The following is a 14,870-nucleotide window of genomic DNA, read 5'->3' on the forward strand; positions in this document are numbered from 1 at the left end:
TTTCGCCTGCCGGTCAGTGACCGAGCAGGCCGTTCCACTTGGCGGTGAAGGACTTGACCTGGTCCTCGGGGACCTTCGTGTACTTGGCGAGGATCACGTTGGCCTCGCCCACGGACTTCACGAGCTCCTGGTAGGTGTGCAGGCCGTCACTCGCGGGGACGTCGTCGCGATAGGAGGTGAGCCCGCCCTCGGCCACCGCCCGCTGTCCCTCCTGCGACAGGACGAAGTCCACGAACAGCTTCGCCGTCGCCGGGTGCGGTGCCTTGGCGGCGATGCCGATGCCGCGCGGCAGCGCCACGGTGCCGTCGTCCAGGAAGGAGATCGCCAGCAGGCCGCCGCTCTTGGCCACCACCGGGTAGGCCGGGGCGGCGCTGACAAAGAAGCCGGCCACGTACTCGCCGGAGGTGATCTTCTCCAGCTGGGTGCCCGAGGAGGTCTCCGGGCGGGCCATCGGCAGGACCGACTGGAGCGATGCCCAGGAGCCGGGGCGGGCCTCGGTGAAGGCGTGCGAGACGGTGAAGCCGAAGGCGCCGCTCACGTCCCGCGTGGTGATCTTGTTCTTGTACTGGGCGGAGTCCTTGGCCAGGATCGCCGCCAGGCTCTTCAGGCCGGTCGGCTTCTCCGGCAGCAACGAGGTGTTGTACGCGATCGACAGCGGGTCCACCGACATCGCGTAGACCTTCGGCAGCGGCTCGGCGAAGTCTGGGAGTTTGTCCCGCTCCGGCGAGGCGTAGTCCAGCAGCGTGCCGGGCCGGGCGGCGAAGTCGGCCCACGCCTGGGCGGCGTTCGAGACCGCCAGGTCCGCGGGCGAGTTGCCGGTGGCCTGCTCGCTCAGCAGGCGCTGGAACACCTCGTCGCTGTCCAGGTTGTTGGCCGCGATCTTGGTCACCCAGGGGTACTTCTTCTGGAAGTCGCGGAAGATCGGCGCCCAGTTCTCCTGGTCGGTGTTGGAGTAGATGGTGAGCGTGCCGCCCTCCTTCTTGGAGGCCTCCACGATCTGGCTGTAGGCGCTCGGGTAGTACGACGGAACCTGCCCCGTGGCGATCGGGTTGGCCGGCGGCTTCTTCGCCGCCTCGCCGCCACCGCCGCCGCCGCAGGCCGTGACGAGCCCGAGCGCGAGTACGGCGGCACCGATGGCGCGGAAAGTGGGGTGGAAGGTGGTCATGTGCTTCCTCCTAGACCAAGCGAGGCTGGCCGCCGTCGCCTGCGATGGCGCACACTCTGCTCGTTATAACCTATGACGTCAACCCTTTGTTTCCGGAACGTAACGTTCTCTAGCTGCCATGATGCCTTATATCGGGTGCTACAGACCCCACGTAAGGCATGCACAAGAGGGCCCAGGGCTTGGCGACAAAGACGCGGAGCGGTGTAGGTTATAACCGTGACCGATGAGACGGGACAGCGATGAGCGAACCAGCGGCAGAGCTCTACTCCACCAAGGCGGACTACGCCTACCTGCGGGTCAAGGAGCGGATACTGTCCGGCGAGCTACCACCCGGCTCCGTCATCGCGCAGGCCAGGCTGGCCCGCGACATCGGCATCAGCACCACTCCCCTGCGTGAGGCCCTGCGCCGGCTCAAGAGTGAGGGGCTGGTGGAGCTGGACGCCCACCGCGACGCCCGCGTCGCTCCCCTGGCCGCGGAGGAGGCCCGCGACCTGCTGGAGATGCGGCGCTCCCTCGACCCCCTGGCGGTCGCGCTGGCCGCCGAACGCCGGACCAAGGCCGACATCGCCGAGATGCGCGCCGCCGCCGACGGGCTCAAGCCGCTGCCCGGCAACCCCGCCTACGAGCACCTCGTCGCCCACCGCAGGTTCCACACCGCGCTCTACGCCGCCTCGCACAACGACTTGCTGATCCAGACGCTCGACAGCCTGTGGGACAAGGCCGACCGCTACCGCCGGCTCGCCCTGGAGGTCGAACGCGGCCAGCAGGCCCGCGACCGCAAGGCCGCCGAGCACGAGGCGCTGCTGGAGTGTGTGATCGCGGGCGACGCCGACGGCGCCGCCACCGTCATGCGCGAGCACATCGACACCAGCCTCGGCGCCCAGGCCGCCTGGCGGCTCCGCAAGCATTCATCCGGCGACCAGGAGGACGCGTCATGACCATCGTCACGGCAGACCTGTACGACGAGCACGGCGACCGCCTCGACTCCTGCGACCTGCAACTACGCCAGTACGGCGGGCGCCACGCCTTCGCCGGCCCGATCGCGACCGTCCGCTGCCACCAGGACAACGTCCTGCTCAAGTCCGCCCTGTCGGAGCCGGGAGCCGGACGCGTGCTCGTCGTGGACGGCGGCGGCTCCCTGCACGCCGCCCTCATGGGCGACCTCATCGCCGGGCTGGCCGTCTCCAACGGCTGGTCCGGCGTGGTGATCAACGGAGCCGTACGGGACGTCGCCGCTCTGCGCGAAATGGACCTGGGCGTCAAAGCGCTCGGCTCGAACCCCCGCAAGAGCGACAAGCAAGGCACCGGCGAGCGCGACGTCCCCGTCACCTTCGGCAACGTCACCTTCCGTCCAGGCGCCGACCTGTTCAGCGACGACGACGGCATCCTGGTGACGCGGGCCTGAGCGCCAGACGCGGGTCTAAGGGCCAGACGCGGGCCTGAGCGCCAGACGCGGGCCTGAAGGGCCAGACGCGTCCCCGCCGGGCCGCTCGGCCTCCTACCATACGGCCCATGACCACGCACGGATTCACGCTCACCGCCGAGGGCCCGTTCGACTTCGGCGCCTCGCTGCGCTTCGTCGAAGACTGGCCGGCCACCAGCGCGCTGCCGTCCGACGGGCGGGCGCTGCGCTTCGCCTACGCGGCGGAGTCCGACTGGCGGCCGATCGGCGTGACCGTGACGGCCGCGCCGGGCGGGGTGGCCGTCGCCACGACACGCGCCGCGGGGCCGGGGATCCGGGGTGAGGTGGCGCGCATCCTCTCCCTGGACGTGGACGGCGCCGGTTTCGCCGGGCTCGGCGAGGCCGATGCGGTGCTCGGCGACCTGCAGCGGCTCCGTCCCGGCCTGCGGCCGGTCTGCTTCTGGAGCCCATGGGAGGCGGCGTGCTGGGCGGTGATCGTCCAGCGCTCGTCGATGCTCATCGCCGCGCGCATCAAGCAGCGCATCGCGGAGCGGTACGGCGCCAAGGTCACCATGGACGGGCAGGTGTACCCGGCCTTCCCGCCGCCCGTGACCCTGCTGGAGGCCGGCGGCCTCGGGCTGCCCGCGCAGAAGGAGGAGTGGCTGCGCGGGCTGGCCGGCGCGGCGCTGGACGGCGTGCTCACCACCGAGCACCTGCGCGCGCTCGCCCCCGAGGAGGCGCTGGCCGAGCTGCGCGCGCTGCCCGGCGTGGGGCCGTTCTCCGCGGGCCTGATCCTGATCCGCGGCGCGGGCGCGCCGGACGCGTTCCCGGGTGACGAGCCGCGGCTGTTCGGGATCCTGCGTGAGGCGTACGGCCTGCCGGAGGACGCGCCGCCGGCCGCCTACCGGAAGCTGGCCGAGGCGTGGCGGCCCTATCGCTCCTGGGCCTCCTTCTTGTTCCGGGCGGCCACCTATGGCGTCATGGACGACCCGGTGAAGGTCTAGAGCGCGAAATCCCGGGCAGTTCGAGGGTCTTTGACGGACACTCGGGAGAATCGCATGAGCGAAGCTGAGGCCGTAGCACGCCGGGCGGCGGACAGCCCGGCCATGGACAAGCTTGCGCGGGTTGGGCTGGTTTGTCGCGGTGTGCTTTATGGGCTGATCGGAGTGCTGGCCGTCCAGATCGCGTTCGGCGGCGGCGGGCAGCAGGCCGACAAGAACGGGGCCATCAGTACGGTCGCGGCGCTGCCGTTCGGATCCGTGATCTTATGGGTCATGGCCGTGGGGTTCGCCGCCCTGGCACTGTGGCAGGCGTCCGAAGCGATCTTCGGGGCGCACAAGCTCAAGGACCGGATCGAGCCGGGCAGCCGGGTCGTGGTCTACGTGCTCATCTGCGCCGCGCTGCTGACCATGCTGCTGACCGGCAAGACCGGGTCCGATGACAAGAAGTCCCAGGATCTGACGGGCAAGCTGCTCGAGCTGCCCGCCGGACAGGTCATCGTGGGGCTGATCGGGCTCGGCATCCTCGGGCTGGGCATCTACTGGGTGCGGTACGGGATCAAGAAGGAGTTTCGCAAACAGCTCAGGCCGATGCCGCCGCGGGCCGGCGCGGTGATGAACCGACTCGGGCTCGCCGGCTACCTCGCTCGCGGGGTGATCGCCGGTCTGGCCGGGGTCTTCGTGATCCAGGCGGCCATCACCTTCGACCCTGACAAGGCCGGGGGCATCGACGCGACACTCAGGGCGTTCGCCGACACTCCGGCGGGGCCGTGGCTGCTGGCGGTGGTGGCGCTCGGGCTGCTGCTGTTCGCCCTGTACTGCCTGGGGGAGGCTCGCTGGCGACGCACCTGAGGCTTGACCGGGTGGCCCGTGTGATTGGCTGAGCAGCATGGAAGCACCTTCGGTAGTCGCGTCGTCCAGCACGTCGCACCGCGTCACCCGGCTGCTGCGCGAGCACCCGCTGATCGACGGGCACAACGATCTGCCCTGGACGGCACGTAAGCTCGCCGGATACGACTTCGACCAGCTCGACATCGGTGGCGACACCTCCGATCGGACCCATACCGATCTGCCCCGGCTGGCGGCCGGAATGGTCGGCGCGCAGTTCTGGTCGGTCTTCGTGCCTTGCCGCCCCGCTGAGAAAGCGGTCACCGCGACTCTGGAGCAGATCGACTGCGTGCTGGCCATGGTCCGGCGCTACCCCGACCGGCTGGCCCTGGCGACCACGGCCGACGAGGTGGAGCGCGTCTTCGCCGAGGGCCGGATCGCCTCGTTGATGGGTGCCGAGGGCGGGCATTCGATCGACTGCTCGCTGGGGGCGCTGCGGATGCTGTACGCCCTCGGGGTCCGGTACATGACGCTCACCCACAACGACAACACCCCCTGGGCCGACTCCGCGACCGACGAACCGGTGAACAACGGGCTGTCCGCGTTCGGGGAGGAGGTCGTACGGGAGATGAACAGGCTGGGCATGCTGGTCGACCTGTCCCACGTGTCGGCCGACACCATGCGCGACGCCCTGCGGGTGACCCGGGCGCCGGTGATCTTCTCGCATTCGTCGGCGCGGGCGGTCTGTTCCACGCCGCGCAACGTACCCGATGACGTGCTGGAGACGCTGGCGGCCAACGGCGGGGTCTGCATGGCCACGTTCGTGCCCGACTTCGTGTCGCAGGACGCCCGGGAATGGCGGCTGGCCGCGACCGACGCCGCCCGCTCGGCCGGTGTCGACACCCATGACTACGAGGCGTTCCACGAGTTCCTGAACACCCGGGCGAAGTCGCACCCGAGGCCCGCCGTCACGATCGACCATGTCGTGGCGCACCTGGCGCACATTCGCGACGTGTCAGGCATCGACCACCTCGGTGTCGGCGGCGACTACGACGGGTGCGACGGGCTGCCCCACGGGCTGGAGGACGTGACCGGTTATCCCCGGCTGTTCGCGGCCCTGGCCGACCGGGGCTGGTCCGACGCCGACCTGGCGAAGGTGGCCGGCCGCAACGTGCTGCGGGTGCTGCGCCAGGCCGAGGCCACCGCCGATGACCTGCGGCTGCGCGAGGAGCCGAGCACGATGCGGTTCACCGCTACCGAAAGCGGCTGACCGGTCACACCGCCGGTAGGCAGATCGTGAGCGCGCCCGGGACGGCCTTGGCCTTGATCCGCGTGGTGGCCTCGCGGTCTCCGCCGTCGAGCTCGTACGTCAGCGGCGTGCCGAACCGGGCGGACACCTTCCTGGCGCGGGTGATCCGGACGAACGGGGAGTCGTCGGAGCGGCCGGCGGCCATCCTGCCGATCACCCGGGCCCACTGGATCGGCCCCTTGGCGGTGGAGACCCCGACCTCCAGCCAGCCGTCGTCCGGCCGGGCGTCGTCGAACGCCTCGATGCCGCCGGCGATCGTGCTCACGTTGCCCAGCAGCAGGCAGCTCGCGTCCCCTTCGAACCAGGTCGTCCCATCGATCTTGATCTTCATCGGCACCAGCGGCCCGCCGACGTGCCGGACGGCCGCCTTGACGTAGCTCAGCTTGCCGAGCTGCCTCTTGGCCTGCCCGTCGGCGTCGGCGATCATCTCGGCCTCGAACCCGGCGCCGGCCATCACCGCGAAATGCTCGCCGTTCAGCAGGCCCAGGTCCAGCTTCTCCCGCCGTCCGTGGAAGCCGATCTCCACCGCCTCTTCGAGGTCGATGGGGATGCCGAGGTTGGTGGCGAACAGGTTCCCGGTCCCGGCCGGCAGGACGGCCATCGGCACGCCGGAGCCGGCCATCACGTCGGCGCACCGTTGCACCATGCCATCGCCGCCCCAGACGAACACCAGCTCGGCGCCCTGTTCGAGCGCCTCGCGGACCTTCTTCCGGGCCTTCTTGCTCTTGGGCACCTCGTACCAGAGGAGCTCGCCGACGTCCTGCTCGGCGATGAGCACGCGCAGCCTGTCCAGGCCTGCGCCGAGAGTCTTCTTGCGGTGCGCGACAACCGCCACGGTGGGGGACATGCCCTCCGGACTACCCTCGCCGCCGGCTTTCAGGCAGGAATCAATTCCCGCCGCCTGGGTAGCCGAGCGCGAACGCTTATCGAGGAAGGAGCGGGGCTGTGAGGCGTCAATGGCTCAAGGCACGCGTCGATCGGGACCGCAGTCTGGGGCTGCGGCTGACGATCGCGAGCCTCGCGGTGGCCCTCGTCATGATCCCGTTCAGCCTGCTGCTCGTCGTGGCCAAGATGCCCGTCAACGGGCTGGACGCGGACGTCGCCGAAGATCTGCACGCGTACGCGGTCACCCATCCAGACGTGACCAGAGTGCTCATCGTATGGACGGATCTGTTCGGCCCGTGGCCATGGCGTATCGCGGTCATCGCGTACGCCGGCTGGCTGCTGCACAAGGGCGCCCCGAGGCTGGCCATCTGGGCGGTCACCACCGTGACGGTGGGCGGGCTGCTCGGCCTCGCGCTCAAGATCATCATTGCCCGGGCCAGGCCGCATCTGCCGGATCCGGTCGCGCTCGCGCCGGGTGACTCCTTCCCGTCGGGCCACGCGGTCAACGTGACGCTCGGCGCCGGAGTGATCGTTCTTCTCGTTCTGCCCAGGTTGCCCCGGTGGGGGCGGCGGGTGGTGTGGGCCGTGGCCTGGTTCCTGGTGCTGTCGGTCGGCTACACCAGGATCGCGCTCGGCGTGCACTGGGTGAGTGACGTGGTCGCCGGGATCGTCCTGGGCGTGGCCGTGGTCGCCGCCACCGCGGCGGGATTCGAGACATGGCGGCGCGAGCAGGGCCGGAAGCCCGCCTCGCCGCAGGCCGAAGGAGTGGAACCCGAATCAGTGAAGGTGACCCATGACCAGAGTTGAGCACGTGAAGTACTACGCGCTGACGATCTTATTGCCGATGCTCCTGATGGCCGGGGTGACGTTCGGCGTCGGCAAGCTGATCCTCGCCTGGCCCACTGGCGAGGCGGAGGTGAGCCGGACCCTGGCCGCCGACCGCACCCCGCTGTGGAACACGCTCACCGACTACGGCACCAGCCTGTCGGACACTCCCTACATTGTGGCGCTCACCGTGATCGTCGCGATCGTGTTCAGGCTCGTGTACAAGCGCTGGCGCGAATCGATCTTCCTTGTCGCGGCCGTCTGGAGCCAGTCGCTCATCTTCCTGGCCACCACCACGCCTGTCGGACGGCACCGGCCGCCCGTGCAGCACATCGACCCGGCCCCGCCCACCTCCAGCTTCCCGTCGGGGCACGTCAGCGCCGCCGTCGGGTTCTACTGCGGGGTCGCGCTCGTCCTGAGCACGCACATCCGCAACAGGGCGCTCCAGGTGGTGATCTGGGTGCTGGGCATCGCCGCCCCGCTCATCGTCGCCTTCTCCCGCCTGTACCGCGGCATGCACTTCCTCACCGACGTCATCTGGGGCCTGCTGCTGGGCGTCGGCTGCGTCGTGATGGCCGCGCGGGCGATCCTGTACCGGCGCGAGAAGCAGCGACGTCAGCGGCCGGTCGTAGCCGGTCAGGAATCAAGAAGCGCCCGCCTTTGAGCCGCACCTAGCCTGACCGCCATGGACCTCACCATTCACTGGACCTTCCTCCCGCACGACGACCCGGACGCCGCCCTGGCCTTCTACCGCGACGCCCTCGGCTTCGAGGTCCGAGACGACGTCCGGCACGACGGGAGGCGCTGGATCACGGTCGGCCCCGCCGATCAGCCCGGCACGTCCATCGTCCTGGAGCCGCCCGCCACCGGCCTCGGCATCACCGACGACGAGCGGCGCACCATCGTCGAGATGATGGCCAAGGGCACCTACGCCCGCATCACCCTGGCCACCGCCGACCTCGACGGCACCTTCACGCGGCTGCGGGCCGCCGGAGCCGACATCGTCCAGGACCCGACCGAGCAGCCGTACGGCATCCGCGACTGCGCCTTCCGCGACCCCGCGGGCAACCTGATCCGCATCAACGAGGTGCGCTGATCCGTCGGACGTTTGTCGGCCGGTCACCGGGTATCGAGTGATTTTCATGAGCGACCTGGATACCGGCACCGTCACCACCAAGGTGCCCGCGAGGCTGGATCGGCTGCCGTGGTCACGCTGGCACTGGATGATCGTCATCGGTCTCGGCACCGTCTGGATCCTGGACGGGCTCGAAGTGACCATCGTGGGCAACCTCTCCGCCCAGCTCGCCAAGCCCGGTAGCGGCATCGACATCACGCAGGCACAGGTCGCCGGCCTCGCCGCCGCGCTGTACGTCGCGGGCGCCTGTTCGGGAGCGCTGTTCTTCGGCTGGCTGACCGACCGGTTCGGCAGGAAGAAGCTGTTCCTGATCACGCTGGTCGTCTACCTGGTCGCGACGCTGATGACCGCGTTCTCCTTCGACGCGTGGTGGTTCTTCCTGTTCAGGTTCATGACGGGATTCGGCATCGGCGGGGAGTACGCGGCGATCAACTCGGCCATCGACGAGCTGATCCCGAGCGCCCACCGGGGACGGATCGACATCATCATCAACGGCAGCTACTGGCTCGGGGCGGCGGGCGGCGCGCTGCTGACCGTGCCGCTGCTGAACGACCTGCCGGTCAACATCGGCTGGCGCGTCGCCTTCGGGATGGGCGTGGTGCTCGGACTGGCCATCCTGCTCGTACGACGACACGTGCCGGAGAGCCCGCGCTGGCTGTTCATCCACGGCCGTGGCCAGGAGGCCGAGAAGATCGTCGACGACATCGAGCACCAGGTCGGCGGTGACCTGCCGGAGCCGGCGCGGTCGATGACGATCCATCAGCGCAAGTCGATCGGGTTCGTCCGGATCGCGCACACCATGGTGGCGCTCTATCCCAAGCGGACGGTGCTCGGCCTGTCGCTCTTCATCGGCCAGGCGTTCCTGTACAACGCGATCACCTTCGGGTACGCGCAGATCCTGTCCACGTTCTTCAAGATCGACACGCATACCGGCTACTACTTCGCGGTCATCGCGGTCGGCAACTTCCTGGGCCCGCTGCTGCTCGGGCCGCTCTTCGACACGGTCGGCCGGGTCCCGATGATCTCCGCCACGTACATCGGGTCGGGGGTGTTGCTGCTGGGCACGGCCTGGCTGTTCAACCAGGGGATGCTCACGGCGGTGACACTGACGGCCTGCTGGTCGGTGGTGCTGTTCGTGGCCTCGGCTGGGGCCAGTTCGGCCTATCTGACGGTCAGCGAGATCTTCCCGATGGAGACCAGGGCGATGGCCATCGCGTTCTTCTTCGCCATCGGCACGGCGGCGGGTGGCATCGCGGGCCCGCTCGTCTTCGCCCATCTGGTCGAGACCGGAGTGCCCGGCGACACGGCGCTGGCCTTCACGATCGGCGCCATCATCATGATCGTGGCGGGTCTGGTGGAGCTCTTCCTCGGGGTCAAGGCCGAACGCAAGGGCTTGGAGGAGATCGCCGCTCCGCTGACGGCCGCCAAGGTGGACAAAGCCGCATGACGCTATACGTGATCGGTGCGCAGCGGTGCGCGCAGGAGGCTTTCGCGGGTGCGGGACAGCAGACCGAGTAGTCGCTGTTCGCTCGCGGGGCCTCCGGGGAGCAGGCGGTTGCAGTGCATGTGCACGAAACTGGACATCAAATGCGCTTTGGGCACCCAGAGCGCACCACGCGCGTCCAGGTCGTCGAGCCGGCGAGTGACCGACCGGATACCGGCCGCGCGGTCGCGGAGGAGCTGTTCGAGCTCTGGTCCGGCGGCCTGAGCGCTCGGCCAGGCGGGATCGCCCAGCGCTGAGCGGAGATCGGTCTGCCGTTTCCGGTATTCCGTGCCGGTGGTGCGGCCGTCGGGGGCTCGCTCGCGGTACCAGGTCGCGCGCCCGGCCTCGTCCAGGCCCATGGCGGCGAGCAGGTCGTCGACCGTACGGGCGGCGGTGAGCGTGCGGTCGAGCCCGGGATCGAGGTTCAGCAGGTCAGCCACGGCCTCGCTGTCCACCGCGAACAGCGTTTCGGCCACGGCGAGCCCGTCCGGGCCGCCGTACCGTTCGACCTCCCGGTCGTAGGTGTCGACGCAGAAGCGACCGCAGCGTCCGGCGTCGATGAGCGAGGTCGCCCAGCGGAACAGCCGCGGCGCCAGGACGGTGGCCAGCGCGTCGGGGTCGCCACGCAACCGGAAGCGCAGGTGCGGCTCCGGATCGGCGTAGCGCAGAAAGAACCACTCGTCGGCCAGGCCGTCGGCGCGTACAGTGGCGCCGAACTCCCGCACGGGGCCGGCGATCAGCTCGTCCGCCGATTCCGGCGCGTGGTACAGCTTGACGTAGAGCCAGTCACTGCCGGGCGGGCGGACACGATCGGTGGCCTGAACCGACCGGGTGACCGGCACGGCCCGGCGTCCGGTGTCCGGTGGCGGCGGTTGCTCATGGTCGAGCACCACGGGGACCAGCAGCTCACTGATGTAGTGGCCGTCGGCTCCGGGCAGCCAGGCGTCCTCGGGTGCGGGCAGCGCCTCGTGGAGGATCAGTGTCCCGCCCTTGGGCAGCAGCCCGAGCTCGTGGTGCACCTCGTCGAGCTGGGCGGGGTCGGCGAGGTCGAGCAGGAGCCGGTTGTCGCTGAAGGTCAGGTAGACGTATCTCGGCAGCCGCCACTGCTCCCGCCAGGCGGCGAACAGGCCCGGCGGCATGCTCGGCACCCGCCAGGTCGCCGGGGTCAAGATCACCCTCCCCACCCGGACCCTGGGCAGGAAGGGGAACTGCGCCGCCGGGCCCCAGCCGAACCCGCCGAGCCGCGGCTGACCGGCGCAGGCGACCTCGTCGAGGAAGCGGACGACCGCGGGCGCCTGCCGGCCGGTGAGCATGTGTCCCGCGCAGGCCGTCACTTCCCGATCGAGCGCCGGCCACCGCACCACGAAGCGGCCGTCGCGGACGCCGACGAACAGCTCGTCCACCGGTACGGCCCGGCCGGGCGCCGTGGGAACGGCGTCGAGCACGATCGCGTGGTCGCGGACGAGCGGCCGGATCGTGACGTTGCCGCTGCGCGCCCTGCGCGGCTGGTAGTCCACCTCGGCCCAGAGCCGGCCGGGACGGACGGCGGCCTCGGCCCGCGCGGCGGAGGCCAGGGCGGCCACGGCGTCGTGGCCGATCAGGTGGGCGAAGCGGCCCAGCGTACGCCCGGCGGCGCCGCCGCCCTGGTTGGGGCCGATGACCAGCGAGAAGTCGCCGTCGTCGACGGCGCTAGGAGAGGCCGCCAGCACGAATACCGAAATGTCGAGCGAAGTCGGGGCGGCCGAGGGCGACGGTTCCCAGGTCTCCAGGGCGGTCAGGGCCGCCTCGTCCAGGTCGACGACGCGCCGGCCGTCCCTGATCGCCTCCAGGGCCAGGTTCAGCAGTGTCTGGTGCCGGTTCGCGGTGGCCGTTCCGGAGCCCTGCGGGTGCTCCGGCGGGCCGAGACCGATCTCGGGGTCGAGCAACTCCAGAAGGGGAACCTCGGTTCCCCGCCCATAGCGCGCCTCGAACGCGCGCCGGTAGGAGTCCAGGGTTGCCGCACCTCGCGGCATAGGGGACAGCCGCAGCATCAGCTCGGCGGCCCTGGCCACCTGGACGGCGACCCTTCGATGAACCGTCCGGCCGCCCAGCGGGAGCGCCATGTCGCTCTGCAGCCGGGCCTGGCCGGGCGCGGCGGGGTGCACGGACTCGGCCTGTTCGACGAGATCGGCGAAGCGGTCGGCGCCCGCCTCGGGAGGCAGCCGATCCCACCTGCTCATCGCCGCCAGCAAGTGGTCGAGCGACTTGGCCTCGGTGTGGGTCGCGGGGAGCTCCGCGAGCCGCCGGGCCACCTGCCGGGCCGGATCGCCGCCCGTCAGCGGCGGCCGGAGGTCGGTCAACAGCACGCCGTGCGCCCACAACTGCTCAAGCAGCCGGGCGACCTTGTCCGCGGTCGCCGCCGAGCCGCCGGTGAGTTCGTCGAACAGCCACTGGTAGGGAACCGGTGCGCGGGCGACCTCCAGCGCGCGAAGGACCGGCGCGGTGGCGCGCAGCGAGACCGATCCGGCCGCTCCGTCGCCGCTCGGCGCGCGCTCACCGAGCCGGACGCGGCCCGCTTGGACGAAGGCCGCCGGGTTGGCGAACCAGCGCAGCCCCGTACGCACCTCCGCGCGGCGCTCCAGCTCGGTGACCAGGGACAGCAGCCATTCCATGTCCGGCCGGGTATGGATGCGGGGCTGGTCGGCCGTCAGGGTGAGACCGGTCCGTTCGCCCCAGGCGCCGAGGCCGACCCCGGCGAACAGGCCGTACGGGGTCGGCCGGGTCGACATCCGGGTCAGGTAGCGCCGGAGCTTGCGGGCCGATTTGCGCCCTGCCCGGTCGTCCTTGAACGACCGGGCCAGGGCACGCGGGAGATCACCGCCGCCGACCAGCAGCGCACGGCGTATCCGCGCGTCCGCGGGCAACGCGGTCCCGCGGACGCAGTCGGGGGGCCCTTCGCCCAGGGCCAGGTAGTCCTCGACGGGCAGTAGCGGGGTGCGTACCACGAGCCAGTCCAGCGGACGGTAGAGCGGGCGACGGAGGCTCATGACAGCAGGAAGAGCCGGTCCCACGCCGGCGGGACGTCGGTGGCGGCGGCGAGCAGGGCGAGCGCGACCCCCGGGGCGCCGTCGAGCAGCCCCGGCTGGTCCACGCGGTTGCCGCCGGGCTCCAGGTCACCGAAGCCGAGCGGAAGATCCGGCTGGTACAGCCCCAGAATCTGCTCGGTGAGCTCGGCGGCGGCCTGGCCGAACATCGCGTCCCCGGTGTCGTTGGAGAAGCGCGTGGTGATCTGCAGCAGCCCGGCGACGCCGTGGCAGAAGGTCGGCGAGTCGATGAACCGCCGGCTGCGGGGACGGCGGTAGGTGGCGGCCATCGCCTCGACCGCCAGCGCGCGCAGCTTCGGCGCGTCCAGTGCCGAACCGGCCAGCCACAACGCCCGCGCCACCCCTGGACTGCCGTAACACCAGGCGCTGCGGCCGGGTCTCGGCTGCTCCGGGGGCGAGTCCGGGGAGGGCAGGGCGACGGCGGACGGCCAGTTCGCGCCCCACGCGTCGTCCGCGCGGTGCTCGGCCAGCCAGTCGGCCACCCGCCGGACCGCTTCCCGCTGCCCCGGAACGGCGATCCCCGCCCGCATCGCCAGCGACATCAGGGCCAGCGGACCAGGGATGCCATGCGCCAGGCCACAGTTGAGGTTGCCGTGCGGGAACTGACGGGCCATGGGCTCGTCGGCGCCCATGGCACCGATCGGCGTATGCCAGTTGGGCAGTCCGCCACGCTCTCCGCACAGCGCCACCAACCCGGCGAGCACCGCCTCCAAGGCCCGCGCCGCACCCGCCTCATGCCGGCGGCACAGCAGATAGGCGCCGGTCCCGGCCAGTCCCGCGATCACGTCGAACGTGCCGACCGGGACGCCGGCACCGGCCAGCGCCAGCCGGCGAGCCGCCTGGGCCGCCTGGGGAGCCACCCACCGGTCCAGCTCCCCGAGGAGTCGTCGGTAGCGGCTGCCGTCACGCGACAGCGAGTGCGCGGCGAACGCGACACCGGCGATGCCGCCGAAAAGGCTCGGCCGTACCTGCGTCATGTCCTGAGCGTCACGCGCCGCCAGGCTCAGATACTCGTGCGCGCACATGTCCCAGCCATCGCCCGGCAGGCAGGCGTCCAGGTAACCGAACAGCAGCGCCAGACCCGCGTCTCCCTGCGCGACATCGGACGGACGCCACCGCCGGTAGGCGGCGAAAGCGCTCTGCCGGCTCGCGTTCTCCGCATGGACCCGGACCTGCCGAGGGTCGCGCATGCGGCCCGCCACCTCTTGCGCGACGGAAACGGCTCTCGCGGCCATCGCGCTCGGCAACACCGGGGCCCAGGCGCTCTTAGTCGTGGCAGACATGACGCGATCCGCAGTCGATGCAGGTGTCATAGGTATGGCAGGCGGTGTCACCGCACGTCGGCCCCCGTACGGTGTGGCAGGCCGGACAGGTGTCCTGGGTCGGGCAACCATGGCACGTGGCGCAGTTGGTGTGGCAGGTCTCGCAGGTTTCCTGGCCGCAGGTGTGGCAGGTCGGCTGGTCGCAATTGGTCTGGTGCGTGCACAGCGCGGGGCAGGTGTTGCAGGTGACGCAGGTCTGGCACCCCGTGATGCACGTGCTCGTCATGTCGGTGTCGAGAGTGCCCGGCCGGGGAACCCCGGGGGTGCCGAGCCGGATGTCCAGATCGAAGTCATCATCCGCCGGGCTCATGACCTGGCCACCTTCCTCACAGTTACCTTGCGACTCCATAGTGTCACGATCCGGCAAGGCCAGGACCAGAAATCGGCAACGAGCGCCCGCGCGGTCGTCAGGGTGCCGCCGGCGGTGTTCGGAGA

At 70.6% G+C, this 14,870-nt stretch carries 14 protein-coding genes; 9 read left to right on the top strand and 5 right to left on the bottom strand.

Translation table 11 applies throughout. The features are described 5' to 3' along the window. Window positions 1–13: 13 nt before the first annotated feature. Entirely contained in the window at window positions 14–1,165 is a 1,152-nt protein-coding gene (locus tag ACGFNP_RS56580) for an ABC transporter substrate-binding protein (protein WP_393332836.1), read from the bottom strand. Window positions 1,166–1,404: 239 nt separating this feature from the next. Between ACGFNP_RS56580 and ACGFNP_RS56585 the strand changes: the two genes are divergently transcribed. The 5 genes from ACGFNP_RS56585 (at window position 1,405) to ACGFNP_RS56605 (ending at window position 5,663) form a co-directional block, all read left to right on the top strand. Further along, window positions 1,405–2,103, top strand: a complete 699-nt coding sequence (locus tag ACGFNP_RS56585) for a GntR family transcriptional regulator (RefSeq protein ID WP_358332716.1) — start codon at window positions 1,405–1,407, stop codon at window positions 2,101–2,103. Next, window positions 2,100–2,570 (top strand): ribonuclease E activity regulator RraA, encoded by a 471-nt coding sequence (gene rraA / locus ACGFNP_RS56590; protein WP_358332719.1) that lies wholly within the window; start codon window positions 2,100–2,102, stop codon window positions 2,568–2,570. The genes ACGFNP_RS56585 and rraA overlap by 4 nt, the downstream gene beginning before the upstream one ends. Before the next feature lie 107 nt (window positions 2,571–2,677). Beyond that, window positions 2,678–3,571, top strand: a complete 894-nt coding sequence (locus ACGFNP_RS56595; protein WP_358332722.1) for a hypothetical protein — start codon at window positions 2,678–2,680, stop codon at window positions 3,569–3,571. A gap of 54 nt (window positions 3,572–3,625) precedes the next feature. After that, a complete protein-coding gene (locus ACGFNP_RS56600; RefSeq protein ID WP_358332725.1) occupies window positions 3,626–4,417 on the top strand; it encodes a DUF1206 domain-containing protein in 792 nt (263 codons plus the stop codon). Window positions 4,418–4,454: 37 nt separating this feature from the next. Continuing rightward, window positions 4,455–5,663: a dipeptidase gene (locus ACGFNP_RS56605; RefSeq protein ID WP_393332840.1), complete on the top strand. Its 1,209-nt coding sequence runs from the start codon at window positions 4,455–4,457 to the stop codon at window positions 5,661–5,663. A gap of 4 nt (window positions 5,664–5,667) precedes the next feature. Here ACGFNP_RS56605 and ACGFNP_RS56610 read toward each other — a convergent pair whose 3' ends face one another. Continuing rightward, window positions 5,668–6,549 carry a diacylglycerol kinase family protein gene (locus ACGFNP_RS56610; protein ID WP_358332731.1) on the bottom strand — a complete coding sequence of 294 codons (882 nt, stop codon included), beginning with the start codon at window positions 6,547–6,549 and terminating at the stop codon, window positions 5,668–5,670. 98 nt (window positions 6,550–6,647) lie between these two features. Between ACGFNP_RS56610 and ACGFNP_RS56615 the strand changes: the two genes are divergently transcribed. Genes ACGFNP_RS56615 through ACGFNP_RS56630 form a run of 4 tightly spaced genes read left to right on the top strand, consistent with a single transcriptional unit; the run spans window position 6,648 to window position 9,994 of the window. Further along, window positions 6,648–7,394, top strand: a complete 747-nt coding sequence (locus ACGFNP_RS56615) for a phosphatase PAP2 family protein (RefSeq protein WP_358332734.1) — start codon at window positions 6,648–6,650, stop codon at window positions 7,392–7,394. Further along, window positions 7,381–8,076 (top strand): phosphatase PAP2 family protein, encoded by a 696-nt coding sequence (locus ACGFNP_RS56620; RefSeq protein WP_358332737.1) that lies wholly within the window; start codon window positions 7,381–7,383, stop codon window positions 8,074–8,076. Before ACGFNP_RS56615 ends, ACGFNP_RS56620 begins: the two co-directional genes overlap by 14 nt. Window positions 8,077–8,097: 21 nt before the next feature. Next, complete coding sequence (locus ACGFNP_RS56625) at window positions 8,098–8,508, top strand: VOC family protein (RefSeq protein ID WP_358332740.1); 411 nt, start codon at window positions 8,098–8,100, stop codon at window positions 8,506–8,508. Between the two features lie 46 nt (window positions 8,509–8,554). Further along, complete coding sequence (locus ACGFNP_RS56630) at window positions 8,555–9,994, top strand: MFS transporter (protein WP_393332845.1); 1,440 nt, start codon at window positions 8,555–8,557, stop codon at window positions 9,992–9,994. A gap of 2 nt (window positions 9,995–9,996) precedes the next feature. Here the strand turns inward: ACGFNP_RS56630 and ACGFNP_RS56635 are convergent, their stop codons facing one another. The 3 genes from ACGFNP_RS56635 to ACGFNP_RS56645 are packed head-to-tail and all read right to left on the bottom strand — an operon-like array spanning window position 9,997 to window position 14,745. After that, window positions 9,997–13,056 (bottom strand): lantibiotic dehydratase, encoded by a 3,060-nt coding sequence (locus ACGFNP_RS56635; protein ID WP_393332847.1) that lies wholly within the window; start codon window positions 13,054–13,056, stop codon window positions 9,997–9,999. Further along, window positions 13,053–14,396: a lanthionine synthetase C family protein gene (locus tag ACGFNP_RS56640; protein ID WP_393332849.1), complete on the bottom strand. Its 1,344-nt coding sequence runs from the start codon at window positions 14,394–14,396 to the stop codon at window positions 13,053–13,055. The genes ACGFNP_RS56635 and ACGFNP_RS56640 overlap by 4 nt, the downstream gene beginning before the upstream one ends. Beyond that, on the bottom strand, window positions 14,380–14,745 hold the full coding sequence (locus tag ACGFNP_RS56645) for a hypothetical protein (protein ID WP_393332851.1): 366 nt from the start codon (window positions 14,743–14,745) through the stop codon (window positions 14,380–14,382). Before ACGFNP_RS56645 ends, ACGFNP_RS56640 begins: the two co-directional genes overlap by 17 nt. Between the last annotated feature and the right edge of the window lie 125 nt (window positions 14,746–14,870).

This window comes from Nonomuraea sp. NPDC049269, assembly GCF_043197155.1.
Taxonomy (GTDB): domain Bacteria; phylum Actinomycetota; class Actinomycetes; order Streptosporangiales; family Streptosporangiaceae; genus Nonomuraea.

Excerpts from the sequence above, each read along its gene's own strand:
- rraA (WP_358332719.1), top strand. The coding sequence starts at position 2,100 with ATGACCATCGTCACGGCAGACCTGTACGACGAGCACGGCGACCGCCTC.
- ACGFNP_RS56585 (WP_358332716.1), top strand. The coding sequence starts at position 1,405 with ATGAGCGAACCAGCGGCAGAGCTCTACTCCACCAAGGCGGACTACGCC.
- ACGFNP_RS56640 (WP_393332849.1), bottom strand. The coding sequence starts at position 14,396 with ATGTCTGCCACGACTAAGAGCGCCTGGGCCCCGGTGTTGCCGAGCGCG.
- ACGFNP_RS56625 (WP_358332740.1), top strand. The coding sequence starts at position 8,098 with ATGGACCTCACCATTCACTGGACCTTCCTCCCGCACGACGACCCGGAC.
- ACGFNP_RS56620 (WP_358332737.1), top strand. The coding sequence starts at position 7,381 with ATGACCAGAGTTGAGCACGTGAAGTACTACGCGCTGACGATCTTATTG.
- ACGFNP_RS56635 (WP_393332847.1), bottom strand. The coding sequence starts at position 13,056 with ATGAGCCTCCGTCGCCCGCTCTACCGTCCGCTGGACTGGCTCGTGGTA.
- ACGFNP_RS56600 (WP_358332725.1), top strand. The coding sequence starts at position 3,626 with ATGAGCGAAGCTGAGGCCGTAGCACGCCGGGCGGCGGACAGCCCGGCC.
- ACGFNP_RS56605 (WP_393332840.1), top strand. The coding sequence starts at position 4,455 with ATGGAAGCACCTTCGGTAGTCGCGTCGTCCAGCACGTCGCACCGCGTC.
- ACGFNP_RS56610 (WP_358332731.1), bottom strand. The coding sequence starts at position 6,549 with ATGTCCCCCACCGTGGCGGTTGTCGCGCACCGCAAGAAGACTCTCGGC.
- ACGFNP_RS56580 (WP_393332836.1), bottom strand. The coding sequence starts at position 1,165 with ATGACCACCTTCCACCCCACTTTCCGCGCCATCGGTGCCGCCGTACTC.
- ACGFNP_RS56595 (WP_358332722.1), top strand. The coding sequence starts at position 2,678 with ATGACCACGCACGGATTCACGCTCACCGCCGAGGGCCCGTTCGACTTC.
- ACGFNP_RS56630 (WP_393332845.1), top strand. The coding sequence starts at position 8,555 with ATGAGCGACCTGGATACCGGCACCGTCACCACCAAGGTGCCCGCGAGG.
- ACGFNP_RS56645 (WP_393332851.1), bottom strand. The coding sequence starts at position 14,745 with ATGAGCCCGGCGGATGATGACTTCGATCTGGACATCCGGCTCGGCACC.